The sequence below is a fragment of the Chitinophaga ginsengisegetis genome (assembly GCF_900168065.1).
Lineage (GTDB): Bacteria > Bacteroidota > Bacteroidia > Chitinophagales > Chitinophagaceae > Chitinophaga > Chitinophaga ginsengisegetis.
Genome location: NZ_FUZZ01000003.1, coordinates 908729 through 932155, shown reverse-complemented (window position 1 = coordinate 932155; position 23427 = coordinate 908729). Strand labels below are relative to the sequence as shown.

Below are 23427 nucleotides of genomic sequence, written 5' to 3'. Positions count from 1 at the left end.
ATATCTTTCAAAAGTATAAATTATTCGTGTAAAGTCAACAGTGGTATATGGGTCTGATACGCCAGTTTTGAAGTACGGCTGCGCTTGAAGATACTTTCAAATAATCCGTGTTTTTTGGGAATTGTAAGAATAAGATCTGCTTTATTCTCTTCGGAAAATTCCACAATTCCCGCTACTACATTGGGATTATCGATGAAATGGTACTCCGGGTGGAAATCTTCTAGCAGGGTATCCAGCATCAGTGTTTCAAAAGGTGTATCAGTGCTGAAATGCCTGCTTTCATGATCTATATTGATTACATGCAGTTCTGCATTAAAAATATGTAATAGTTTCTTTAGTGGTTCTACCGGGGTGGTTTCCGCCACCTTCCGCAGATCCGCTGCAAAAACAATCTTTTCTATGGGTTTATATTTTGCAGACCCGGGAACGATCAGCACCGGGTAGCTTGTATTTTTCACTACATCAATTGTATTGGAGCCAACCAGTACTTCTTCCAGTTTACTGCCACCGGTAATGCCCATTACAATCAGGTCCACTTCTTCATTTTTACATACATCCTCAATAGTGGCGGCCAGCAAAGTGTTGTCTGCACGAGTCAGCAGCGTAGTGCCTTCCTGGATGAGGGGCGTCAGCTCCGCTTTCATTTTCTCCAGACCTTCAAGGCTGGCATCTCTCAGATCATCCGGATTTACCATTGGAATCATGGTAGGTACATCGGGGATAGGTACAATCAGCTCATATGCGTGGTACAATACAATGCGGGTAGCCCCTAAACTGTTTCCCAGGGCAATAGCGTAGGTAGCGGCATTATAAGCGGTATCAGAAAAATCAGTAGGTACTAAAATTGTTTTCATATGGGCTAATTTTAAGATACTAATAAGCACTACTTAAAGTTAACGATGTGCATTGGTATATGAACGCTTTATGAAAATTTAATGCCACATTTACATTGTATAAAACAAAAAGGCGGATGACCATAGCCATCCGCCTTTTTATTTTTATTAAGATGATTTTATTTCTGTTGTTCCGGCTTCATCTGCGGGAAGAAGAGTACATCCTGGATAGATGGCTGGTTTGTCATCAGCATGGTTAAGCGGTCGATACCGATACCGATACCGGAGGTAGGTGGCATACCATATTCCAGGGCGCGTAAGAAATCGTAGTCGATGTACATGGCTTCATCATCGCCGCGTTCCATCAGTTTCACCTGTTCTTCAAAACGTTCGCGCTGATCAATAGGATCATTCAGCTCACTGTAGGCATTGGCAATTTCCTTACCGTTTACCATCAGCTCAAAACGTTCTACCAAACCGGCTTTGCTGCGGTGCTTCTTGGTGAGCGGGCTCATTTCTACCGGATAATCGGTGATGAAAGTAGGCTGGATATAATTGCCTTCGCATTTTTCACCAAAGATCTCATCTATCAGTTTGGCTTTGCCGAACTTGGCGTCCACGTGGATACCCAGTTGCTTACATGCGTCGCGCAGCTGTGCTTCATCCATAGCGGCAATATCCAAACCGGTATGTTCCTGTATGGCTTCATACATAGACACCCGGCGGAATGGCGCTTTAAAATCAATGGTTTTGTCGCCTACCTGTACAATGGTGGTGCCATGTAAGGTGAGGGCAATTTTCTCCAGCAGCGATTCTGTGGTGCGCATCATCCACTCGTAGTCCTTGTAGGCAGCGTACATTTCCATTACCGTAAATTCCGGGTTATGGGTACGGTCCATTCCTTCGTTGCGGAAATCTTTTGCAAACTCGTACACCCCTTCAAAACCGCCTACGATGAGGCGTTTCAGGTATAACTCATTGGCTATACGAAGATAGAGTGGCATATCCAGCGCATTGTGGTGCGTAACAAACGGACGGGCAGTAGCACCGCCGGGGATAGGTTGCAGGATTGGCGTTTCCACTTCCAGGTAACCCAGGTTATTATAGAAGTCGCGGATCGTTTGCATCATCCGGGTACGCTTGATGAACACCTCTTTTACTTCGGGGTTAATCACCAGGTCCACGTAACGCTGACGGTATTTGAATTCCGGATCGGTTACCTCATCAAATACTTCCCCTTCTTTAGCCTTTACTACCGGCAGGGGACGCAGTGATTTGGACAGAATGGTGATTTCCTTTGCATGGATGGAGGTTTCACCGGTTTTGGTGATAAAGGCGTAGCCTTTTACACCTATAAAGTCGCTGATATCCAGCAGTTTCTTGAATACGGTATCGTACATGGATTTATCTTCCCCGGGGCAGATGTCGTCCCGGCGGATATATACCTGGATACGGCCTACGCTGTCCTGGATAACGGCAAATGCCGCCTTACCCATATCACGAACGCTCATAATACGGCCTGCCAGGCATACTTCCTGGAATTGTTCCTTTGTTTCTTCCGAATAATTGGCTTTTATGTTTACGGAAGTATCATTAACCGGGTATTCAGCTGCAGGGTAGGGGTCTATACCTAGGTTATGCAGTTCCTGTAATTTTTCCCGGCGTATAATCTCTTGCTCAGATAATTGTGTCATGTAGTAATTTAATTGCACTAATGGAGTGCAAAAATAGTAAAAAGGGCTGTAAGACTACAGCCCTCTTATTTTTTGACCATATCCTATGAAAACCAGACTAAAGATAACCGCTTCCACTGCTATTTACAGCCCCAATTAACCGTCGCGGGGAAATCTTTCATATCTGGTGGTATTTGACCTGTTGCCGGTTTGCGGGGTATGCCCGTTTGTGTAAATTGTGAGCGCTATTTTTCAGTTATGCTTATTTTCGTCCGCTAACGACAACAAAACAACCACCTGATATCTTACAAATGATGAGAAGCGAACAATGGTTAAAACCAACCACTATCAGCGGTGTAGGCTTACTGCTGCTGACTGCCCCCTGTTTAAAGGCCCAGCAAAAGCAGGACCTTACCTATGAACAGGCTTTTAAAGGCAAAGCAACCCATATCACCAAACCATTACCGGCCATCCGCGACTGGGCTGATGGAGAGCATTACCTGGAAATGCGCCCTGATGCGGCTAATGGCCGTATGCAGGCATGGTCTGTAGATGCGCGCACCGGCAAAGCCACCATTTACACAGCACCGGTAGACGGCCCCAGTGTAGAAGTACGCGAAAAAGATGTGTTCTATAAAGCGGCTGATGGCAACGCCGTGCGGTTGACCAACGACGCTGCAGAAGAAAAAAATCCAACCCTTTCGCCGGATGGGAAATATGTGGCATTTACCCGCAACAATGACCTCTACAGCGTGGAAGTAGCTACCAAAAAAGAAACCCGCTACACTACCGATGGTTCCGATGTAATATATAATGGTTGGGCATCCTGGGTATATTATGAAGAAATCCTGGGCCGGCCTACGCATTACCGCGCTTTCTGGTGGAGTCCCAACAGCAGGCAGATCGCCTACATGCACTTTGACGATACCAAAGTGCCCGTATTCCCTATCTATAGCGAGAAAGGCCAGCACGGATACCTGGAAAACACCCGCTATCCTAAAGCCGGCGATCCCAACCCAGCTGTGAAAGTAGGCGTGGTACCCGTTACCGGCGGCGCCACCGTTTGGGCTGATTTCAACGAAAACGACGACCAGTATTTTGGTACGCCCTTCTGGACCGACGATAGCCAGCAACTGTGGATGCAATGGATGAACCGCGGACAGGACAACCTGAAAATATACAGCATCAACCCGCAAAGCGGCGTCAAAAAGGAAATCTATGATGAAAAACAAAAAACCTGGATCGATTGGTTCGATGCCGTTCCTTTTGTGCAAAACAATCACGGTTTCCTGCTGCAAAGCGATAAAACCGGTTGGTCGCACCTCTACCTCCATAATATGGATGGTTCCCTGAAAAAACAACTGACCTCCGGCAACTGGACCGTGAAAGAAGTTCTGCAGATAGACGATAAGAATCAGCTGGTATACTTCACCGCCCGTAAAGAAGCGTCTACCCGTTTCGACCTGTATAAGGTGAGCATGAAAACCGGTGCACTTACCCGTTTAACCAACGGTAACTATAATAATGTGATCAAACTGGCGCCTGGAGGTAAATACTTTATTACTACTTATTCCAACCTGCAAACGCCCTCAAAAATGGCCCTGCTGGACAATAATGGTAAACCGGTGCGGGAACTTGGCGACAGCAAAGGAGAAAATTTTAACGATTACAACCTCGCCCAAACAACGCTGAAAACATACAAAACCCGCGACGGACTGGAACTTCCACTCACTATTACCATGCCGCTGCATATGGAACCTGGTAAGAAATACCCAATTCTGATCAGCATTTATGGCGGCCCTAACGCCGGTACCGTTTATGATACCTGGAAATATGGTAATGTACAACAGTGGTGGGCACAGGAAGGTGTAATCCAGGTGGCTATTGATAACCGCAGCAGCGGACAGCTCGGCAAAATGGGCATGAACTATATTCACCGCCAGCTGGGTAAACATGAAATAGAGGATTATATGGACGCCGCTATATGGCTCCGTTCCCAGCCCTGGGCCGATAGTAGCAAAATATGTATGACCGGCGGCAGTTTTGGCGGTTACATGACCTGCATGGCCCTCACCTATGGCGCCGATGTATTTAACTATGGCATGGCTAACTACGCGGTAACCGACTGGCAGCTGTACGACAGCCACTATACCGAACGCTATATGGATACCCCGGCTGAGAATCCCGAAGGTTACAAGGTTACCTCAGTAATGACCTACGCCGATAAATATAAAGGACTGATCCGTATAGTACATGGTACAATGGACGATAACGTGCACATGCAGAACTGCATCCAGCTGATCGATAAACTGGAAAATCTTAATAAGCATTTTGAATTTATGCTGTATCCGGGCGAACGTCACGGATGGGGTGGCTTAAAAAGTGTGCATTCTTCCGGTGAATCTTACCGGTTTATTTATAATAACCTGCTGGATAAACCTTATCCTGCACTGTTCAGTAAGTAAGTACAACACTATAAAAAAGCATTACGGCTTGACATACAGATATACGCTTGTATCTGTTTGTCAAGCCGTAATGTTGTTAATGAGTTTTGGAAAATTACCGGAGAAGAGAAGGCAGAGGGAAAAATAGGACTTCAGAAAAAAGAAACAGGGCTGCAAGACTACAGCCCCGAAAAATTTTAACCATATCTTTATTGAAAAACCTATACCAAAGGTGGCCGATTTTTATCATACTGCGATGGCCATTCTAGTGAATGATATATTTTATCCGGTAAACGTATCAAAAGTGAAGGTGAACGTATGAGGGCAAAAAACACTTCATGATAAGCTGGTATGCGAGTAAAATCCCACAATAAATTGATTATCAGCTCAAGTAGGTGTTTAAACAGTTATTTTACCCTTTTTCCGGGTCTGGTGGGTAAAAAGCAAAAAAAAAGGGCTGGTAAGAATACCGCCCTTGTAATAATTTTAACCATATCCTATGAAAAACCTAGAACAAAGATATACTGCCGATTTTAGTAATAGGTTTCATTTCCGTGAACGATGTATTATTGTTCGTAAACTGATGATAATGGATAACGTCTTATTATATTATTTTAATAATAATATTATTAAAATTTAGAATTATATAATTTAAATATCTATTACTACATGATAATAAGATATAAGAAGTATTTTCCGGGTTTATTTATAAATCCAATTAAGCTATACGTTGCCCGTTGACCACTTTCATATCCGGCTGAAGTAACACTATTTCCTTGTTATCGCCCACTGCACCCAAAACGAGGCATTCCGACATAAAGTTTGCGATTTGCTTTGGCGGAAAATTCACCACCGCCACAATTTGCTTTCCAACCAGGTCCTCTTTCCGGTAAAGACGGGTAATCTGGGCAGACGATTTCCTGATTCCGGTTTCCGGGCCAAAATCTATTACCAACTGATAAGAAGGATTACGGGCTTTGGGAAAATCGTTTACTTCCAGGATAGTGCCTACTCTCATTTCAACTTTTTCAAAATCGGGCCAGCTGATAGTTTCCATGCGCTAATTTTTTCGGCCAATATAGCCATCCCGGTTGTTGTTAGCAAGTTTAAAACAAAGCTTTGCACAAGGGCAGTCGTCTGTATTCCATTATTTTGAGCTTTTGGTATCATAAGATGACTACATAACAATGATTGCATTCAAATGTTATGAACGGTAGTAAACAATGCACCAAACCCGGCAAACTGGCATAATTATTGACTTTTTTATCCCAAATTTTAGGTTAAAAAATAGGTTAAAGCGAAAGAACCCCACCTGCAGAGGTGGGGTTCTTTCGTGTATATATTCACGTTAGTGATATCAGTTAAGGGCGGCGGTGCTGTCCTGGACAGTAATAGGACCACTAACCTTTAGTATTTTCTTTTCGCTGAAGTCCTGGTTAGCTTCCAGTCCCCATCCATGCAACGAGTCGGTAGGCGTTTTAATAAACACTTCTTTTGTAGAGTAGAAGATCTTTCTCTTGGGATCCCAGTTCAGTTCTTTGGTATCCAGCCGCTCTCCCTTCTTATTAATTACAATCACGCTATCTGACAGGAATACGTCTCCGTCATCTTCCATAAATTTTCCCTTCTTGGCCGATAGCGTACTTTCCAGCCCCAGGCTATCATTATACATAAACACTTTCAGCCCGTTATTAAAGGCCACATAGGTTGGCTTATCCAAACCACGCTCCATAGTGGGGCCCATTAATTTTGCATTTACCTTTCCGCCCTGGCTGAATATGATCACGATATCCTGCCCGTTTTCCGTGGCTGCTTTTTTGGAATCCAGTTCCATCACGGCATCAATATCGTTTTCGCAGCTACTAACGGCAATGGCTATTATAAAAAATAAAATGGCTCTTTTAATCATTTGAATGGATAATACTTCAAAGATAGGAATTCGCTTTCAGCTTCCTTTAAAACGAAGCGGAGATATAAGCGTAGTCCGTATTTAAACTTAGCTTATATCTCCGCTGCATGTATATGTGCAAAAAAGTTATTCGTATTTACGTTTGATAAACCATTTATCACTCAGGGTAAAGCCCAGTGATATACGGTAAATGTTTTCTTTCAGTACGGTTTCGTTGTTACCGCGGTGAGCTACTTCAAACGCCAGGTTGATCATACTGTACTGGTTGGAGTAAGGCATGCGGCGCACGGGCAAACCAGCACCTACTGTGAAGCCCAAAGTAGGCATATTCACACCTTGAAGCTGGAGGTAGTCTTTTCCGTAGTAACCACCCAGGCGATACGCTACCCGGTTCCAGTAACCGCTGAGTGCAGTTGCATTGGGTACAAACTGGCCGCCGACAGCCAGCTTCCAGGAATTCTGCAGGGAATCTTTGTTACCGAAATTTTTATAATTCTCCCACTGGCTGGAATTAAAGTCTACCCCGATCATCCATTTATCAAATTTACGGAGCATGATACCTGCGCCAAATTCCTGCGGAAATACCACAGTTCCCCTGTCGCCTTTTGTATACTTAACGGTATCCTGTGTAACGTAGTTATTGGAAGATGCATCAAACTGCACGGTTTCATTAAGTATTTCCTGGCGGGCATTCATGTTCTGCTTCAAACTTCCGGAGGCGCCAAAGGTCAGGTCCATATCCGATTTCAGCTTAGCCCTGTACTGTACACCCACTTTATAAAAAAAGCTGTTGTAGGTAGTACGGAACATACGGTGGGAAGCATACATGGTAGGATCCGGGAAGGTGAGGCGGGTATTGTTTTCGATGTTGCCAAAAAGATAACCCAGGTTTACCCCAACGCTGAAGTGGCCAAAACGCACACCAGTACCGGCATATAGCTGGTAAAGACCGCCGCTGCCTTCGTATTTGCTGGTCAGTGGAACCCTCAGTGTGTCAAAGAAAGTACCGTTACCTGATTCCTGGATGTTATAGGATACCCTTGTTACCGGGCGCAGCCCCAGATTCAAGCCCCATTTGTTGGTAATCAGCGGAATACCCAGCTGCAGGTAAGAGAGGGTACCGAATCCGGAACTAAATTTTGATCCCTTGTCGTTAATAGAGCGGGCGCCGCCTTCCACTCCCACGTCAAATGTGGTGAGCAGCAGGCTGGAGTAGCTGGCCGGATTAATAAAGTTGACTGATTGCGGATCACTATAAGCCTGAGAAACGCCTCCCATTCCACGGTTTACCGTGTTCTGGTTATTATGCAGATCTCCTAATCCGTAGCGGGAGTATGGTGAGTTGTCCTGTGCGATAGCCTTATTTGCCAATAGAAAAAAACTTCCAAGCAGGCAAAGAATACTGACTTTTGTCCAATGCATTTAGTATCAGAATTGAGTTTAAGCCCTTATTCCAGTGAAAATATGGGTCTGCAAATATCTACTTTTTAAGGCGGGAAGCAAAAAAATCCAAAAAACCACCTGTTAAATGCACGTTAAAGTTGCGGTCTTGATGCCCTGAAAAGCAAGTCAGACGGGCATCTTCATAAAAATTATAAATTGTCGGCAGATAAGTTCCTGAAGTGACCATTTAATAAAACCCGCTCTTTCAGCCTTTCCATCTCCGCCATCATGGGAATTACCTTGTGTAAATGGCGCTTCAGGTACTCCAGTCGCTGCGCTTCGTAGAAAAGATGAAGCATTTCATATTCCTCATCGAGCGATAGCCCGGCATGGTGCGCCAGATCGTAGGAACTGAGCTGACTGTCTTCTTTCTTAAACGATTTATGGATCTGGAGAATAGCATGCAACTCCCGGACACCATGCAATACCTCCTGCAGTAACCGGTTATTGCCGGCTTCATTATTCTCCGGATAATTTACAATGGCGCCGGCGTACAATTTCTCCGGGATCTCGGAAACATGCTCCAAAATGCGAAAAACACTGTCTCCGACGGTAATTATGTCCATTTCCCCGCTCTCATATATTTTTTCTACCTTTTTTATTTGGACGAGTGTTCCATATTCCATAATTTTTTTATTTATTACAACTGGAATACCAAATGGCTTTTGCTCGGCCAAACAGGCTGCAATTAATTGCTTGTACCGGGGCTCAAAAACATGCAGATTTAACTGCTCTCCCGGATACACTACAATTCCAAGCGGAAATATGGAGATAAAATTCGTCATCTGTATTAATTATTCGCCATCGGACTGACGACCAATATACGCCAGGAAGATAAATTTATCTGGAAATGGCCGAAAGATAATTATCGCTTTTTCGTAAAAAGTTGTAATATCTTCGCTTAAGCATTTAGTTATATATAAATATATACCTGACAATTATTCAAACTGATTAACATGCCAAGATTTGTGATAGACTGTGAAAGAATGAAATATCCGAATAACGGTCTATATACTTATTGCAGTGAACTTGGCCAAACATTAACAAAGCTGATCTCTCCTCCTGAGGAGTTGTACTTCTACCTGCCCTCCTACAAGGAAACACTTTTTTCAAACCACCCACATTACAAACAAAAAGCATGGCATAAACTGTGGATGCCCTATTCAAAAGACATTCAGCTCTGGCATACCACCTACCAGTTATCCGACTATATCCCTGCTTCACCTGATATCAAACGGGTATTAACTATACATGATCTCAATTTCTTATACAAGCCTAATTACAAACATAAAATATCGGGCCAGCTGGCAAAAGTACAGCGGATGATCAACAAAGCCGATCATCTTATTACTATTTCAAATTATGTAAAAGAAGATGTTTTGCAGCATCTTGAAATAGGAGACACCCCCCTGAGCGTTATTTATAATGGCTGTGATGTAAAATCATTCCCATCATTTAATGAACCGCTTTACCGCCCTTCCCGGCCGTTTCTTTTTACAATTGGTACCATCTTACCAAAGAAAAATTTTCATGTCATTCCGCGGTTGTTAAAAGACACTGATTATGAATTGATTATAGCCGGGAATGCGAATACCACCTATCAAAAACAGATCCTGCAGGAAGCAGCCGCCTATGGCGTTCTGGACCGGGTTAAAATCATCGGCCCCATAGATGAAAAAAGCAAATACTGGTATTTCAGTAATTGCGCCGCTTTTGTTTTCCCGTCTATCGCAGAAGGCTTTGGCATTCCTGTAATAGAGGCCATGCACTACGGGAAACCGGTATTTCTTTCAGACAAAACCAGCCTACCCGAAATTGGCGGCGACCTTGCCTATTACTTCGAAAATTTTGACCCTGCCTACATGCAGGATGTTTTCAATAAAGGGATGGCCCATTACGAAGCCACCCAACCAATGGCTGCCCTTAAAAAGCACGCCGACAGCTTCAGATGGGAGGAAATAGGGGAACAATACCTCAATATTTACCGGTCATTGATCGCGTAAACAGGGAATACCGCTTATTTTTGTTCTTTAAATTCTGTAAACAGTAAAATGTACCAGCAGCATATACCCGGACTCTTAAACGGAAATATCAAATCACTGGCCCGTTGCATTTCCCTTGTTGAAAACGAAGCAACAGGATATGAACAGCTGCTGGAACAAATACCTGTGAATGACCATACCAAGGTGGTGGGCATCACCGGTCCACCCGGTGCAGGTAAAAGCACCCTTGTAAATGCACTCATCACTCAATTACTGGAACAGGATAAAAGCGTGGCTATCATAGCCGTGGATCCTTCTTCTCCTTTCAACTTCGGCGCCCTGCTGGGCGACCGGATCAGGATGAGCCAACACTTCAACCACCCGCGCGTGTTTATCCGCTCTATGGCCAGCAGAGGTGCCCTCGGCGGATTAAGCCCTAAAATTATAGAAGTAAGCGACCTGATTAAAGCAGCCGCATTCGACTACCTCTTTATAGAAACCGTAGGCGTGGGCCAAAGTGAAGTGGAAATAGCCGGCGTGGCAGATACAACGGTTGTGGTAGTAGTTCCGGAAGCCGGCGACGAAATACAAACCATGAAAGCCGGGTTAATGGAAATCGCAGATATTTTTATTGTGAACAAAGCAGACCGGGATAATGCAGATGCCTTTGTGAAAAATTTACGGCTGCTTGCGCATAGTAAGCATCGTGGCGACTGGGAAATACCAGTGATCAAATCGGTGGCTACCCAACAGTCAGGCATACACGAAGTTATTGAAGCCATTGAAAAACATCATGCCATCATCTCCCATCAGCAACAAAAACATGTTCTGCTACTGGCAGAAAAAGCCTGGCAACTGATACAGCACAGGCGTATGAAAGATATCTCCAAGCAAATTCTTCAACAGGAAATACAGCAACTGCTGCAACAAAAAACGTTTAACCTTTACCGTTATATCGGCACTAAAAGCTAAGGATACATGCGCTATCTTAACCTGATCACGGATGCATATCTGGTGGCGGCCAATCCGGCCAATGCCGTTGCTATGAAAGCATACATGCGCGACCAGTTTGAATACCTGGGCATTACTGCGCCGGAGCGCCGCCTTATCAACAAAGGATTAAAAGCAGAATATGGATTGCCTGCCATTGGCGAAATGCCGACCCTGGTAAAAGCATTATGGAAAAAACCGGAACGTGAATATCAGTATGCTGCTATAGATTTTATGCAACTGTTAAACAAAGAATGGAGAGCAGAAGATATCCATCTCTTTGAATACATGATTGTTCATAAATCGTGGTGGGACAGCGTGGACGCTATAGTATCATGCCTCGCGGGTCCGTGGCTGAAAAAGTTTCACGAAGCATCGCCGGCTATTACCAACCAATGGGTCAGCAGTGAAAATATGTGGTTGCAACGTGCAGCCATTATACACCAGAACGCATACAAGCAACATACCAACGAGCAGCTGTTATACCATTATGTAAAACAATGCGCCCACTCCAAAGAATTTTTTATCCAGAAAGCCATTGGCTGGGCTTTGCGGGAATATGCTAAAACAAATCCCAACAGTGTACGCAAATTTGTTGATGGCCATACACTCGCACCACTCAGCAGGCGTGAGGCGCTTCGCAGAATTGTTTAGATAATTTTTTGCTACCTTTGCCGCATGCGTTTTACTTCTTTCGGCATATCTATCGCTTACGCAGTGTTTAATTACGGTCTCTGATCCACAGGGAGCGGGCGTTTTATACCCATTCATTTCCAATATTTTTTTCTTACTTTCTAAATTCAGTAATTATGCCTTGGTTATTCCTTGTCATTGGCGGGCTGTTTGAAATAGGCTTTACTATTTCATTAAAGTATTCCGAAAATTTTTCCAGGTTGTGGCCTTCCGTCAGCTTTGCGGTGTGTATCTGTCTGAGCTTTTTCTTTTTGAATAAAGCCATTAATGGCGGTCTTCCTATAGGTACTTCTTATGCAGTATGGACGGGCATTGGCGCTGCCGGTACTGCTATTGCCGGTATGATCTTTTTTAAAGAACCTGCCGCTATGTTGCGTATCTTTTTCCTGATGCTACTAATAGGATCTATTGTAGGGTTGAAGTTTGTTTCGGGACACGAATAAAATAAAAAAGCGCAGAGCGGTTAATCGTTTTGCGCTTTTTTACTTTTGAAGATGGCAATGCCATAAGCCAGTATGCAGGCCAATATTGCAGGAAGAGCCACATTGATATCATGGGTCATTTCCAGCAGTAATATAATAGCCGTTAACACCGCACGGGTTGTACCCGCCAGCATGGCGCCCATGCCCACTATTACCACTACTCCGGCGTTGATCATTAAAGAAGGAAAAGCCATTTGCAGCGGTGCGCCAATCAACAAACCCATAGCGCCTCCTATGACCAGCAATGGAATAATGCCGCTGCCGGTTTTATTGGCGCCCGAAAAGAAAAGCCAGGCGATCCATTTCAGAAAGGCCAGCGCAAAAAGGATGGCTAACGTAACATGTGCCTCCAGCAGGTCACGGATATAACCTTCGCCGGTACCCAGTATCCGCGGGGAAATATAGCCGATGATGCCTGTCAGCAATGCCGCCAGTAAAAGATACCATGTATTGTATTTAGTTAGTTTTCCGAACCATTTCTCAACAAGACGATACAATACTATACTTAGTCTCGCCCATAACCCCACCAGTAAAGCTACTATCATATAACCTGCTACTGCTTTTGCATTCATAGCCGGCAGGGGGGTGAAGCTCAGTACAGGGCTGGTACCACGATACAGATAACTCCCTGCAGCAGCGGTGGCGGCCGCCGCTGCAACCGGTAATATATTGCCAGGCGTCCATTCCGCCAGAAACACTTCCAGGGCAAGGAATACCGCCGCTACCGGCGCGCCAAAGAGACTGCCTAATGTGCTGCACACGCCGGCTGTAAAAAGGATCCGGCATTCGTCGTTTGTACAACGGAATAGTTTACCGATCCAAGCTCCTAAGCCTCCGTTAAATAACATCGCGGCATTTTCTATCCCCAGCGGATTACCGGCGCCAATGGCCACGGTTAATCCCATTGCGCGAAGCAGGGGAGAGGTGTAACGGGCAATGGCAACGAGTAACAGTGCGCCTGCTACCGGAATACCAATGATCCACCATCCCTGTTCTGTATTTTCAATACCGGTGGAAGCAGTGCTCATTTCTCCATAATAAGCCAGTGAAGTAACTGCATGGATGATAACGCTAATGGCCCATGCGGCAACAGTGCCTGCTGCCGCCGCCAGTATGGCTGCAACGGAAAGATACAACGTGCGCGATGCCCGTTTGCCGGGTACATCCGCAGGTATATGTACAGCTGCCGCTACCGGCGGCCAACCGTTTTTTGTTATTGCGTATAGCTTATTAATCATGAAAGGATATTATCAACCAGATTATCAAAGCTATATAGTTCATTGTAGAATCACAAATAATTTTTTAATAATATATTTAATAGCTAACGTATAGGAATATACGTCATTATATTATTGTTTTAGTTAGGTAACCTTATTATATTTGTAATAACCAATCCGTGAAGGAAACCAAAATTTAAACTGTATGAATGACGCTATGCATCAAGGCACAGCTGGCGCTGATAACCCCCAACCCTCACTGGATGCGCAAACACTGGTCAGACTAAAAAGGATGTTGTTGTTTACCCATGAGGACGAGCAATACCTGGTGATGGCAGGAAACATCCTGGCCCCACATACAGAAGACATTCTGACCAGCTGGTATGATACCATTTTAAAGAATAACTATCTCGCTACCTATTTCACCAGGGATGGCGCTCCCGATATGCAATACCTGCTATCGCTCCGCCCGCAATTCCGTAAATGGATAGCTGATTTATGCAGCCGCCAGGAAGGAAATCCGTGGTGGCAGTTTGAAGAACGGATTGCGGCACAGCTGCAACTCAGGCCCGCGGCGGAGCATGATATGGACCCGTTGCCCATGATATACTTACGCTACCTGTCTTCTTTTATATATCCTGTTTCAGAAGCCGGCAGACCCTATTTAAGCAAACACGGGCACTCTGCCGCGGAGGTAGAGCGCATGCAGCAGGCATGGTTCAAAGCAATTAGTTTTAGTGTATTGTTATGGGTATACCCTCAACCCCGACAACTCCCTTTTTAGTATAACCATTTACGTTAGCATCAAAAGTATTCCAATGCAAGTTGCTGTCTTCGACACTTATGTTAAGAAAAAAGATGGAGGATATCTGCATTTCGACATCATAGTTACAAAGGAGACCTCATTTGATGATGTACTGATTTATGGGAATACTTATCTCCAATCCAAAAGGGGGGAGGGGTTAATTGTTTCCCGGAAAGACTGCCGTTTTTGTCATATCACCGAAATTATACCCCGCTGGGAAACCCATATCCGGCAAAAAGGGTATTATATCCATGAATTGGAGGGATGTCACTAAAAAAAGCCGGATTCACGCAGGAATGTCACTAATATGCTATTTCACGCCATATATTTATATTGTACCTTGCCACATTAACTATAAGGACAGCAAGAATATATGGGGAAAGTTTCCACATTCAGCCCTGCACAGCAGGCAGAAAACACACCTAGTAAAGTAGTGGCCTCCCTGGAGCGATTATCAGAAGCCTTCCGCGTATTATTATGGCAGGAAGCAACTCAGTATGGACTTAGTCCCATACAAATCCAGGTACTTACCTTTTTACTGCACTACCCGGAAGAAAAACGTACTGTAACAACATTGGCATCGTACTTCAACATGACCAAAGCCACCATCAGCGATGCAGTAAAATCACTGGAACAGAAGAACTACCTGACGCGTAAGGCAAGCCCTACAGACACCCGCAGCCACACCTTACACCTGGTAAAAGAGGGAAAGGCAGTTGCCAGAAAAGTAGAGCAATTTGCGGATCCTTTACAGGCAACGGTAGCACAACTGCCATTGAAAGATCAGGCCGGACTGCTGGAACAGCTGATGCAGCTGATTTACCAGCTTAATCAACAGGAAATTATTTCCACGCAGCCCATGTGCTTTAACTGTGAGCACCTCAACGAAAAGAAAGGTTATCACTGTAACAAACTGAAGATCTCTTTGAACAACGGTGGCTTAAGAATGGAATGTCCCGTTTTTCAGCTCCGCGAAGAGTAGCTGCTATTTATTGAATACGGGGCAACTGGCAGGTCATTTCATTATCACCGGCCACAAACCCGAACTGTTCATATAATAAACGGCCTTCTTTACTGGTATGTAAGCTCACCTTTCCGGTATTACGCTCTCTGGCTTCGTCGAGGATCTTTTGCATCAACGTTTTTGCAATACCTTTCCGGCGGAAGGCAGGAAGCGTGTATACGTTCAGAATATAGGCCACTTTGCCTTCGAGGTTGTGGTACAGTGGAGGCTGGTTGTAAAAAACGATGCCTGCGCTGGCCACTACCTCGCCTTCTGCGTCAGCAAACCAGTTTACAAAATTATCTTTAGAGAGATGTTCTGTTAAGTAGACCCTGAGCTGATCCTTCAACACGGCATCCTGGGAGTTATCAGACTTAGGGTAAATTTCTTTCAGAAACTGCAGCCGCAAATGCACTAACTGCGGGATATCCGTTATATCCGCCTTTCTGTAGGTAATCATAGTTATTTTGGGTTATACGAAAATTGTCAGGCTTCTTTATTACTTCTCCACCACCGGAAAGCCAGGAAACCAATAATGGCCAGGGGCGTTAAAGCCAGCATCAGAATACCATTGTTCAAACCTTTTGCCGGGCCTTCGCCCAGCTGCTGAGCCGTTTTAGTACACAGGGAACATTGCGCCATTACTGATCCGCTCATCACCGTCAAAAACACTGTCAGTAAAAACAAACCTGTCTTCTTCATAGTATTATTGTTTGATCTCACAAAATTAGGCTATCTGTCTTAAAAAAATCTCCTTAATTCTATCAATGGTAATAAGGGGAAATCATAATATAAACAATCACACCCGTTACCGCTACATAAAACCAGATAGGCCATGTAATACGGGCAATTTTGCGGTGGCGTGGAATATCATTCTGAAATCCGCGTAGCAGCGTGAAAAGCACCAACGGCACTATAATGGCGGCCAGTACAATATGTGTCAGTAACAGGAAGTAGTAAATATAACGGATGCCACCCAGCATCGCTTTTTCGCCGGCATCCAGGATACCGTTATGATCCAGGTCGCCAAAACGGGTTTCTGTAGCCAGTGCATGGTACGTAACATACGAAAGCAGGAACACTGCCGACAAACCCACTGCAATTAAATTGGTGATCTTATGGGCTTTTACATGCCCGTTCTTTATAAAATACAAGCTGGCCAGTAGTAAAACAGCGGTACTGGTATTGAGGATGGCATGGAACAGCGGCAGTATCCTGATATCAAAACCAGGATGCATTTCCGGCTTGGGCAACACAAACAATAACGCAACCAGCGCGGGTATAGCTATCGACACGATGGTAATAGGCGTATTGAGATTTCTGTTCTTGAATTCCATATCCACTAAAATGTAAAAGGTGAATAAAGAAAGGTGAACAACCTTTCCTTATTCACCTTTCCTTTATAATTATTTTTATTACTTCTCTCCGGAGAACAGTTTTTTTAGGAAGGCCGCAAAACCCGGTCGGTGTCTGTCTTTCGCCAGATGCAATATGGCGATATCGCCTGCGCATCTTTTTACATCATTGGAATCAAGACCGTTATAATATCCACGGATATTCCTGTTTTTGTCGATTAATACCAGCTTCTCGGTATGTATAAAGTCGTCCGGACCGCCATCTCCCTGTGTTACAGAAACAAAGAAATCATTTCTGGCGAGATCATAGATCTCCTTTTTACTCCCTGTGAGCAGCCACCAGTTGTCGGGATTGATCTGGTAGTCGTATGCGTACTTACGCAGCTTATCTACCGTATCCCTTTCCGGGTCTACTGAAAAGGAGAGGATCTGCAGCAAAGAATCGTTCTTTACGTAGGCGCTCTGTACCTTTTTCAGGTTTTTTGTTAATGTAGGACAGATACTTGGGCAGGAGGTGAAAAAGAAATCAACCAGTAACACTTTTCCTTCCATGTCTTTCAAACTCACCTTTTCTCCAAGTTGGTTGGTCAGTTTAAAATCCCTGATCTTATGAAAAACGGTATCGTACGAAACTTTACCATTTTCTGAGATCGTATCTACTCTTTCCGGGATGAAGTATCCTGGTACAGGCACCACATTTTTTCCATAGTGATCTACAATGAGATAACCCAAAAGTGGCACCAGTATAGCCAACGACACTCCTAATAAAGCCCTGCGAGAGATGATCCTGATAGTTTATGATGAAATTAATAATGATGTCCTTCTTTTGCAGGAGCCTTTGGCGTTTCAATTGGAGTACCTGGTTTCAGGTCTTTCCGCATGTTTTTCCAGGAATCACCTTCGTACAGGAATGCAATGATAAACCATACAAATAACAGTAACGGAATCAATATGGTAAGGATCAGGTTTTTGATTTCATGACCCAGGTGCATGAATTCAGCAACGATATAGAAGGCTTTCACTACAGTGAGGCCAACGAAGATCGCATTCAGGAATACCCTGCTGGGGAAACCTGTTTCCAGATGTAAAAAGGCCAGACCTACTTCCACCATTGTGATACACAACAGGATCCAGAACGTTCTCCAGATTGTTTTGGTAGATGAATCGACATGTGCAGCTTCATGCCCAGCCTCAGTATGTGTATGCTCCATTACTATTTAAATTAAATAAATTCTAAAAATCAGATTCCAAATAATCAACAACAAACCTTGTACTATTCTGCTTGCCTTTGGCTCAGAGCAGGTAGAAGCAGGTGAATACGAATACCCAAACCAGATCTACAAAGTGCCAGTATAAACCTACTTTTTCTACCATTTCGTAGTGACCTCTGTGCTCATAAGTACCTTTCAGTACGTTGGCCAGGATAACGATATTCAGGATCACACCGGAAGTTACGTGTAAACCGTGGAAACCGGTAATGGTAAAGAAGAAGTTGGTAAAGTTGGTAGATGCCAGTGTACCGTCAACGTTCAGGAAAGGATTACGACCCCACCATGCGCCTTCGTGATACAGATGTGTCCATTCCCATGCCTGACAGCTCAGGAACGCGATACCACCAACGATGGTCCAGAGCATCCATTTGGCCACTGCTTTTTTATCTCTCATGTGACCGGCATGTACCGCCAGTACCATGGTTACAGAACTCATGATGAGAATGAAGGTCATCAAACTCACAAATACCAACGGCAAGTTGGCATGGCCCATGCCAGGGAAGGAGCGGAACACCTCATTCGGATCAGGCCAGGATGGGCTGGAAAACCGGATGGTACCATATGAAATCAACAATGCGCCGAATGTGAACGCATCTGACATCAGGAAGTACCACATCATCAACTTACCATAGCTCACATTAAAGGGAGAATATCCTCCGGCCCACCATTTTTTCTTCGCTGTAACTGCTGTATCCATTGTTTGTTTTATAAAATTTTACAAAGTTTATCTGGCGATACTTAAAAAAATTAACAGGTAAATCCACAGTACGTCCACGAAATGCCAGTATGTTGCGGCTACTTCAATGGGAACTGCGCTATAGGTCCGTACACGGGTTCTGTAAGCCCTGCCAAACATAATGAGCAGTGCTACTACACCACCCAAAACGTGCAGCATGTGCACTCCTACGATAACATAAATAAAAGAAGCGGAAACAGGCCCGTTGAGGGGTAGTCCTACCGACTTCAATTGTGAAAATCCTATCCACTGGCAGGCTGCAAACGCCACACCCAAAAATGCTGTAAGGGTGATCAGTTGCTTGTAACGCTGCATATTCCTTTCCCTGAACTGCTTTAAAGCCAGGTGTATAGTTAAGCTGCTGGTTAAAATTACGGCAGTGGATATCCAGAAAATGTGCGGCAGTTCAAATGCCAGCCAGTTTGCCTGGGATCTTTTAACAATATAAGCACTCGTAAACCCGATAAACATCATGGTAATACTACCCATGGCGATCCATAAGGAATATTTATGCGGATGTATTTTCTTACGTTGTTCTAATGTCATAGTATCCATCACTCCTCTTTTCATTTTACGCTTTGTCCAGCAGTTGTACCAGCTGAACAATTGTCAGATAAATATAAGATCCGAACATGAGCTTTCTTGCTGCAGGAACATCATTCTTTCTGTACAGGTTAATTGCCCTGTAAAGGAAGAAAATACCCGCCAGAATAGCCACTATAGCAGAAATGCTTCCAGTGATCTTCAGGAGGTACGGTGCTACGCCGGCGGGGATCAGCAACAATGTGTACATAGCAGCCTGTATGGCGGTGTACTTGTTGGGCTCTCCGCTGCCCGGCAGCATTTTGAAGCCTGCCCTGGTATAGTCTTTATACGCAATCCAGGCAATTGCCCAGAAATGCGGAAACTGCCACAGGAACTGGATAGCAAACAACGACCAGCCACCTTCGCTCAGGTTGTTGGCGCCGGCTGCCCAACCGATCAGGGGAGGCATGGCACCTGGAACAGCCCCTACCAGTACGGCAAGAGAATTCCATTTTTTCCAGGGTGTGTACACAAACCCGTATAACACCAAAGACACTCCGCTCAATGCAGCACTCAACCAGTTAAAGCAGTACCCCATTACCAGGAGACCCGCAATACCCGTTATCACAGCCAGTGCAATCGCCTCGTTGTCGTGCATACGCCCGGAAGGCAATGGACGAACAGCGGTGCGCGCCATCAGTTTATCTGTATTCTTCTCCCAGATCTGGTTAATGGTATTGGCTGATCCGGAAACCAGCAAACCACCTGCAAATAATAAAAGAACTTTTACTAAGTTAAACTCCACGCCGGGCACCAGCAGGTAACCAACCACAGATGAAAATACCACCATAAAGGTGAGATTAAACTTCATTAGCTGAGAGTAATCTTTCACCTTGCTTGCTACCGCATATGATGACGACAATTTTATGGAGTTTTCTTGCAACATTTTTTTTCTAGCCACATTCCGGGTTTAAGTCCGGAACAAATTTACAAACATCACAGTGAACAAAATCCCGGAAGGAAGATTTTTCATGCGAAAGGTATCTTCCTGCCGGAATTCCGAACTATATTTTAGTGCGCTGATTCATTAGGTCCGATAGGCTCAGTTTGCGGAATGAAATCTCTTCCATCCTTGCTATAGTCATAAGCCCAGCGATATACTTCCGGAATTTCACCAGGCCAGTTACCGTGACCGGCATGGATAGGTGTAGTCCATTCCAGGGTAGTTGCATTCCACGGATTCTGGGTGGTCAGCTTTCTACCTTTGAAAATGCTGTAGAAGAAGTTGAACACAAACAGCAGCTGTACCGCAAATACGAGGATTACCACGATGGTGATGAACTCGTTCAGGCCACCAAACTGTTTGAAGGAAGCCCAGCCGGATACATCATAATACCTTCTTGGCATACCCGCCATACCTTCGTAGTGCATAGGCCAGAAGATCAGGTAAGCGCCGATCATGGTTACCCAGAAGTGGATATAACCAATGGTCTGGTTCATGAAACGGCCATACATTTTAGGGAACCAGTGGTAGATACCGGCAAACATACCAAAGAACGCAGATACACCCATTACAATATGGAAGTGGGCGATCACAAACATGGTATCATGCAGGTGAATATCGATAGAAGAGTTACCTAACCAGATACCTGTTAAACCACCGGAGATGAAAGTGCTCACAAAACCGATAGAGAACAGGGAAGCAGGTGTAAAGTTGATATTACCCTTCCAGATAGTAGTGATCCAGTTAAATACCTTGATGGCAGATGGTACTGCAATCAATAAGGTTAAGAGTACGAAGAATGCACCCAGGAACGGATTCAAACCTGTTACGAACATATGGTGCGCCCAAACCAGGAAGGCCAGGATACAGATAGCGAACAGGGAACCGATCATCGCCAGGTAACCAAAGATAGGCTTGCGGGAACTTACCGCCAGTACTTCAGAAACCATACCCATCGCAGGGAGGATGATGATATATACCTCAGGGTGACCTAAGAACCAGAATAAATGTTGATAGAGAATAGCGCTACCACCTTCATTTGCCAGTGCTTTACCGGCGATAAAGATATCAGACAGGTAGAAGCTGGTACCAGCGTGACGATCCATGAGCAGCAGGATGAAACCTGACAGCAATACAGGGAAAGACAATACGCCCAATACGGCAGTGAAGAAGAATGACCAGATAGTCAAAGGCATTTTGGTCATCGCCATACCTTTGGTACGCATATTCAATAAGGTAGAGATATAGTTCAAACCACCGAGCAGCTGCGAAACAACAAACAGCGCCATGCTGGTTAACCAAAGATCCACACCTATTTTAGAACCGATAGAAGCGTCTCCCAGTGCACTCAGCGGCGGATACATTGTCCAACCTCCGGAAGCAGGGCCTGTTTGAACAAACAGGGAAGCCATCATTACCAGGCTGGCCAAAAAGAAGAACCAGTAGCTCAAACAGTTCATAAAAGGGGAGGCCATATCACGTGCACCTACCTGCAAAGGAATCAGCAGGTTGGAGAAGGTACCGCTCAGGCCGGCCGTTAATACAAAGAATACCAGGATGGTACCGTGCATTGTTACCAATGCATAGTAAGCTTCCGCTGTAATGCGGCCACCTTTAGCCCAATGACCCAGGATACTTTCCAGCCAGGGGAAAGTGGCATCAGGAAAACCAAGTTGCAAACGGAACAGTACAGAGAAGAAAGCACCAATGATAGCCCAAACGATACCAGTAATCAGGAATTGTTTGGCGATCATTTTGTGATCCATGCTGAACACATATTTCGAAATGAAACTGTCTTCATGGTGGTGCTCATGATCATGATGATCATGCGCTCCGTGCATTACCTCCTGTTGACTGTGCAATGTTGCTTCGTTACTCATAATCGGTTCGGTTTATTATAAACTAACGCCCGGGAAGTATCGTCGTTTGTCAGTTTGTCTTTATTGTTTTTAATTGTACTCCGTCAAAAATTCTTCTACGCAAAATTACAGCTTACTGAATATTGGCAGCTACTGCTTTTTGTGTGCTATCTGCTTTCGCTTCGCCGGCAGGCGCAGCCGGAGCTGCAGTGTCAGCGTGTGTCAGGCTATACGTTGATTTCTGGGAAGCTACCCATTTATCATATTCTTCCTGAGTTTCCACAACTATCACGCCCCTCATGGAGTAGTGACCGCTACCACACATCTGATCGCAGGAAATTTCAAATGTAAAGTCCGGGTTACCGGTTTTTTCCTTCATCTGTTTGGTAGTGAACTTAGGAGTAAACCACAGGGTGGTAGGGATACCGGGAACCGCATCCATTTTCATGCGGAAGTGAGGTAAACCCACATCATGGATTACGTCGCGGGAACCGATGATGAACTTTACCGGTTTACCAACTACGAGGTGCAGTTCGGTAGGCATAAAGTCATCCTTGTTCAAAGGATCGTTCCAGTCCAGACCCAGTTCATTACCGGCGGAAGGATCGATGTTTTTAATATCACGACGACCCAGTGCGCCATCCTTACCAGGATAACGGAAGATCCAGTTAAACTGTTTACCGGTTACTTCTACCACAGCAGCGTCTTTTGGCGCTTCTGAAGTGAGCTGGAACCAGTGTTTCAAACCGAAAGCCACCAGTATGGTTAAGGCGATAGCCGGGATAACGGTCCAGATAACTTCCAGTTTATTATTATGCGGAAAGTAAAATGCTTTACGGCCTTCTTTCTCCTGGTACTTAAATGCAAACCAGAATAAAGCAATTTGGGTAATCACGAACACCACACCAGTGATGGCAAGTGTTACATAAATAAGGGTATCAACGCCTTCTCCCTGTTCTGATGCAGATTCGCCCAGGATTTTGCCTTTCAGCAAATCGTTACACCAGTACACTCCTATAAGCCCCAGCACCAGGAATGCAATCAGCAGGAAACCATTTATACGGTTGCTTTGCTCGCGCGCTTTCTTTTCTCCCTTCAATATGGACACATATTCGCTCGCCTTCGCAATCTGGAAGATGACTATGAATATGAGAACAACAACTAAGACTGCTAAAAATCCTGACATTGCTATATGAAATAATTA

25 protein-coding genes are annotated in these 23427 nt (G+C 44.6%); 8 read left to right on the top strand and 17 right to left on the bottom strand.

Annotation, left to right across the window (positions count from 1 at the left end; genetic code table 11):
• Positions 1-20: 20 nt before the first annotated feature.
• Both B5Z18_RS22525 and lysS read right to left on the bottom strand, forming a co-directional pair.
• Positions 21-854 (bottom strand): universal stress protein, encoded by an 834-nt coding sequence (locus B5Z18_RS22525; RefSeq protein WP_079471742.1) that lies wholly within the window; start codon positions 852-854, stop codon positions 21-23.
• A 158-nt stretch (positions 855-1012) separates the two neighbouring features.
• Positions 1013-2527: a lysine--tRNA ligase gene (gene lysS / locus B5Z18_RS22520; RefSeq protein ID WP_079471741.1), complete on the bottom strand. Its 1515-nt coding sequence runs from the start codon at positions 2525-2527 to the stop codon at positions 1013-1015.
• Positions 2528-2820: 293 nt separating this feature from the next.
• On the opposite strand from lysS, the gene B5Z18_RS22515 reads away from it, so the two are divergent.
• On the top strand, positions 2821-4971 hold the full coding sequence (locus B5Z18_RS22515; protein ID WP_079471740.1) for a S9 family peptidase: 2151 nt from the start codon (positions 2821-2823) through the stop codon (positions 4969-4971).
• 697 nt (positions 4972-5668) lie between these two features.
• Here the strand turns inward: B5Z18_RS22515 and B5Z18_RS22510 are convergent.
• From B5Z18_RS22510 to B5Z18_RS22495, 4 genes are all read right to left on the bottom strand, one after another.
• The gene (locus B5Z18_RS22510) at positions 5669-6007 is read right to left on the bottom strand and encodes a tRNA-binding protein (protein ID WP_079471739.1); all 339 of its coding nucleotides are present in this window, start codon (positions 6005-6007) and stop codon (positions 5669-5671) included.
• A 300-nt stretch (positions 6008-6307) separates the two neighbouring features.
• Positions 6308-6859 (bottom strand): LPS export ABC transporter periplasmic protein LptC, encoded by a 552-nt coding sequence (lptC, locus tag B5Z18_RS22505; RefSeq protein ID WP_079471738.1) that lies wholly within the window; start codon positions 6857-6859, stop codon positions 6308-6310.
• A gap of 126 nt (positions 6860-6985) precedes the next feature.
• The gene (locus B5Z18_RS22500; RefSeq protein ID WP_133256123.1) at positions 6986-8281 is read right to left on the bottom strand and encodes a BamG family beta-barrel-assembly machinery protein; all 1296 of its coding nucleotides are present in this window, start codon (positions 8279-8281) and stop codon (positions 6986-6988) included.
• A gap of 170 nt (positions 8282-8451) precedes the next feature.
• Positions 8452-9087, bottom strand: coding sequence for an LON peptidase substrate-binding domain-containing protein (locus B5Z18_RS22495; RefSeq protein ID WP_079471736.1), 636 nt, complete (start codon positions 9085-9087; stop codon positions 8452-8454).
• Between the two features lie 171 nt (positions 9088-9258).
• Here B5Z18_RS22495 and B5Z18_RS22490 point away from each other — a divergent pair, with 171 nt between their 5' ends.
• The 4 genes from B5Z18_RS22490 to B5Z18_RS22475 all read left to right on the top strand — a co-directional run bounded on the left by B5Z18_RS22490 (position 9259) and on the right by B5Z18_RS22475 (position 12410).
• Entirely contained in the window at positions 9259-10305 is a 1047-nt protein-coding gene (locus tag B5Z18_RS22490) for a glycosyltransferase family 4 protein (protein WP_079471735.1), read from the top strand.
• Positions 10306-10353: 48 nt separating this feature from the next.
• Positions 10354-11256, top strand: coding sequence for a methylmalonyl Co-A mutase-associated GTPase MeaB (gene meaB, locus B5Z18_RS22485; RefSeq protein ID WP_079471734.1), 903 nt, complete (start codon positions 10354-10356; stop codon positions 11254-11256).
• A 6-nt stretch (positions 11257-11262) separates the two neighbouring features.
• Positions 11263-11928 carry a DNA alkylation repair protein gene (locus tag B5Z18_RS22480; protein ID WP_079471733.1) on the top strand — a complete coding sequence of 222 codons (666 nt, stop codon included), beginning with the start codon at positions 11263-11265 and terminating at the stop codon, positions 11926-11928.
• Positions 11929-12083: 155 nt separating this feature from the next.
• Positions 12084-12410, top strand: coding sequence for a DMT family transporter (locus B5Z18_RS22475; protein ID WP_079471732.1), 327 nt, complete (start codon positions 12084-12086; stop codon positions 12408-12410).
• A gap of 20 nt (positions 12411-12430) precedes the next feature.
• On the opposite strand, the gene B5Z18_RS22470 is transcribed toward B5Z18_RS22475, so the two are convergent.
• Positions 12431-13687 (bottom strand): chloride channel protein, encoded by a 1257-nt coding sequence (locus B5Z18_RS22470; RefSeq protein ID WP_079471731.1) that lies wholly within the window; start codon positions 13685-13687, stop codon positions 12431-12433.
• Positions 13688-13883: 196 nt separating this feature from the next.
• On the opposite strand from B5Z18_RS22470, the gene B5Z18_RS22465 reads away from it, so the two are divergent.
• From B5Z18_RS22465 to B5Z18_RS22455, 3 genes are all read left to right on the top strand, one after another.
• Positions 13884-14450 (top strand): protoglobin domain-containing protein, encoded by a 567-nt coding sequence (locus B5Z18_RS22465; protein WP_159454391.1) that lies wholly within the window; start codon positions 13884-13886, stop codon positions 14448-14450.
• A 34-nt stretch (positions 14451-14484) separates the two neighbouring features.
• A complete protein-coding gene (locus B5Z18_RS22460; RefSeq protein WP_079471729.1) occupies positions 14485-14745 on the top strand; it encodes a DUF2024 family protein in 261 nt (86 codons plus the stop codon).
• A 99-nt stretch (positions 14746-14844) separates the two neighbouring features.
• Positions 14845-15453: a MarR family winged helix-turn-helix transcriptional regulator gene (locus B5Z18_RS22455; RefSeq protein WP_079471728.1), complete on the top strand. Its 609-nt coding sequence runs from the start codon at positions 14845-14847 to the stop codon at positions 15451-15453.
• A gap of 7 nt (positions 15454-15460) precedes the next feature.
• Here B5Z18_RS22455 and B5Z18_RS22450 read toward each other — a convergent pair whose 3' ends face one another.
• The 10 genes from B5Z18_RS22450 to B5Z18_RS22405 form a co-directional block, all read right to left on the bottom strand.
• A complete protein-coding gene (locus B5Z18_RS22450) occupies positions 15461-15934 on the bottom strand; it encodes a GNAT family N-acetyltransferase (RefSeq protein WP_079471727.1) in 474 nt (157 codons plus the stop codon).
• 26 nt (positions 15935-15960) lie between these two features.
• Entirely contained in the window at positions 15961-16176 is a 216-nt protein-coding gene (locus B5Z18_RS22445; protein ID WP_079471726.1) for a hypothetical protein, read from the bottom strand.
• A gap of 62 nt (positions 16177-16238) precedes the next feature.
• The gene (locus B5Z18_RS22440) at positions 16239-16811 is read right to left on the bottom strand and encodes a DUF420 domain-containing protein (protein WP_079471725.1); all 573 of its coding nucleotides are present in this window, start codon (positions 16809-16811) and stop codon (positions 16239-16241) included.
• A gap of 78 nt (positions 16812-16889) precedes the next feature.
• On the bottom strand, positions 16890-17582 hold the full coding sequence (locus B5Z18_RS22435; RefSeq protein WP_235015989.1) for an SCO family protein: 693 nt from the start codon (positions 17580-17582) through the stop codon (positions 16890-16892).
• A 53-nt stretch (positions 17583-17635) separates the two neighbouring features.
• Positions 17636-18040, bottom strand: coding sequence for a cytochrome C oxidase subunit IV family protein (locus B5Z18_RS22430; RefSeq protein ID WP_079471723.1), 405 nt, complete (start codon positions 18038-18040; stop codon positions 17636-17638).
• Positions 18041-18122: 82 nt separating this feature from the next.
• Positions 18123-18797, bottom strand: a complete 675-nt coding sequence (locus tag B5Z18_RS22425) for a cytochrome c oxidase subunit 3 (protein ID WP_079471722.1) — start codon at positions 18795-18797, stop codon at positions 18123-18125.
• Positions 18798-18824: 27 nt separating this feature from the next.
• The gene (locus tag B5Z18_RS22420; protein ID WP_235015988.1) at positions 18825-19382 is read right to left on the bottom strand and encodes a cytochrome c oxidase subunit 3; all 558 of its coding nucleotides are present in this window, start codon (positions 19380-19382) and stop codon (positions 18825-18827) included.
• A gap of 25 nt (positions 19383-19407) precedes the next feature.
• Positions 19408-20307 (bottom strand): heme o synthase, encoded by a 900-nt coding sequence (gene cyoE / locus B5Z18_RS22415; protein WP_079471720.1) that lies wholly within the window; start codon positions 20305-20307, stop codon positions 19408-19410.
• 125 nt (positions 20308-20432) lie between these two features.
• Positions 20433-22244, bottom strand: a complete 1812-nt coding sequence (locus B5Z18_RS22410) for a cytochrome c oxidase subunit I (protein ID WP_079471719.1) — start codon at positions 22242-22244, stop codon at positions 20433-20435.
• 112 nt (positions 22245-22356) lie between these two features.
• On the bottom strand, positions 22357-23409 hold the full coding sequence (locus tag B5Z18_RS22405) for a cytochrome c oxidase subunit II (protein WP_079471718.1): 1053 nt from the start codon (positions 23407-23409) through the stop codon (positions 22357-22359).
• Positions 23410-23427: the final 18 nt, after the last annotated feature.

Bases quoted from the DNA above. Each gene is read 5' to 3' on its own strand.
- B5Z18_RS22525 (WP_079471742.1), bottom strand. From the start codon at position 854: ATGAAAACAATTTTAGTACCTACTGATTTTTCTGATACCGCTTATAAT.
- lysS (WP_079471741.1), bottom strand. From the start codon at position 2,527: ATGACACAATTATCTGAGCAAGAGATTATACGCCGGGAAAAATTACAG.
- B5Z18_RS22515 (WP_079471740.1), top strand. From the start codon at position 2,821: ATGAGAAGCGAACAATGGTTAAAACCAACCACTATCAGCGGTGTAGGC.
- B5Z18_RS22510 (WP_079471739.1), bottom strand. From the start codon at position 6,007: ATGGAAACTATCAGCTGGCCCGATTTTGAAAAAGTTGAAATGAGAGTA.
- lptC (WP_079471738.1), bottom strand. From the start codon at position 6,859: ATGATTAAAAGAGCCATTTTATTTTTTATAATAGCCATTGCCGTTAGT.
- B5Z18_RS22500 (WP_133256123.1), bottom strand. From the start codon at position 8,281: ATGCATTGGACAAAAGTCAGTATTCTTTGCCTGCTTGGAAGTTTTTTT.
- B5Z18_RS22495 (WP_079471736.1), bottom strand. From the start codon at position 9,087: ATGACGAATTTTATCTCCATATTTCCGCTTGGAATTGTAGTGTATCCG.
- B5Z18_RS22490 (WP_079471735.1), top strand. From the start codon at position 9,259: ATGCCAAGATTTGTGATAGACTGTGAAAGAATGAAATATCCGAATAAC.
- meaB (WP_079471734.1), top strand. From the start codon at position 10,354: ATGTACCAGCAGCATATACCCGGACTCTTAAACGGAAATATCAAATCA.
- B5Z18_RS22480 (WP_079471733.1), top strand. From the start codon at position 11,263: ATGCGCTATCTTAACCTGATCACGGATGCATATCTGGTGGCGGCCAAT.
- B5Z18_RS22475 (WP_079471732.1), top strand. From the start codon at position 12,084: ATGCCTTGGTTATTCCTTGTCATTGGCGGGCTGTTTGAAATAGGCTTT.
- B5Z18_RS22470 (WP_079471731.1), bottom strand. From the start codon at position 13,687: ATGATTAATAAGCTATACGCAATAACAAAAAACGGTTGGCCGCCGGTA.
- B5Z18_RS22465 (WP_159454391.1), top strand. From the start codon at position 13,884: ATGCATCAAGGCACAGCTGGCGCTGATAACCCCCAACCCTCACTGGAT.
- B5Z18_RS22460 (WP_079471729.1), top strand. From the start codon at position 14,485: ATGCAAGTTGCTGTCTTCGACACTTATGTTAAGAAAAAAGATGGAGGA.
- B5Z18_RS22455 (WP_079471728.1), top strand. From the start codon at position 14,845: ATGGGGAAAGTTTCCACATTCAGCCCTGCACAGCAGGCAGAAAACACA.
- B5Z18_RS22450 (WP_079471727.1), bottom strand. From the start codon at position 15,934: ATGATTACCTACAGAAAGGCGGATATAACGGATATCCCGCAGTTAGTG.
- B5Z18_RS22445 (WP_079471726.1), bottom strand. From the start codon at position 16,176: ATGAAGAAGACAGGTTTGTTTTTACTGACAGTGTTTTTGACGGTGATG.
- B5Z18_RS22440 (WP_079471725.1), bottom strand. From the start codon at position 16,811: ATGGAATTCAAGAACAGAAATCTCAATACGCCTATTACCATCGTGTCG.
- B5Z18_RS22430 (WP_079471723.1), bottom strand. From the start codon at position 18,040: ATGGAGCATACACATACTGAGGCTGGGCATGAAGCTGCACATGTCGAT.
- B5Z18_RS22425 (WP_079471722.1), bottom strand. From the start codon at position 18,797: ATGGATACAGCAGTTACAGCGAAGAAAAAATGGTGGGCCGGAGGATAT.
- B5Z18_RS22420 (WP_235015988.1), bottom strand. From the start codon at position 19,382: ATGACATTAGAACAACGTAAGAAAATACATCCGCATAAATATTCCTTA.
- cyoE (WP_079471720.1), bottom strand. From the start codon at position 20,307: ATGTTGCAAGAAAACTCCATAAAATTGTCGTCATCATATGCGGTAGCA.
- B5Z18_RS22410 (WP_079471719.1), bottom strand. From the start codon at position 22,244: ATGAGTAACGAAGCAACATTGCACAGTCAACAGGAGGTAATGCACGGA.
- B5Z18_RS22405 (WP_079471718.1), bottom strand. From the start codon at position 23,409: ATGTCAGGATTTTTAGCAGTCTTAGTTGTTGTTCTCATATTCATAGTC.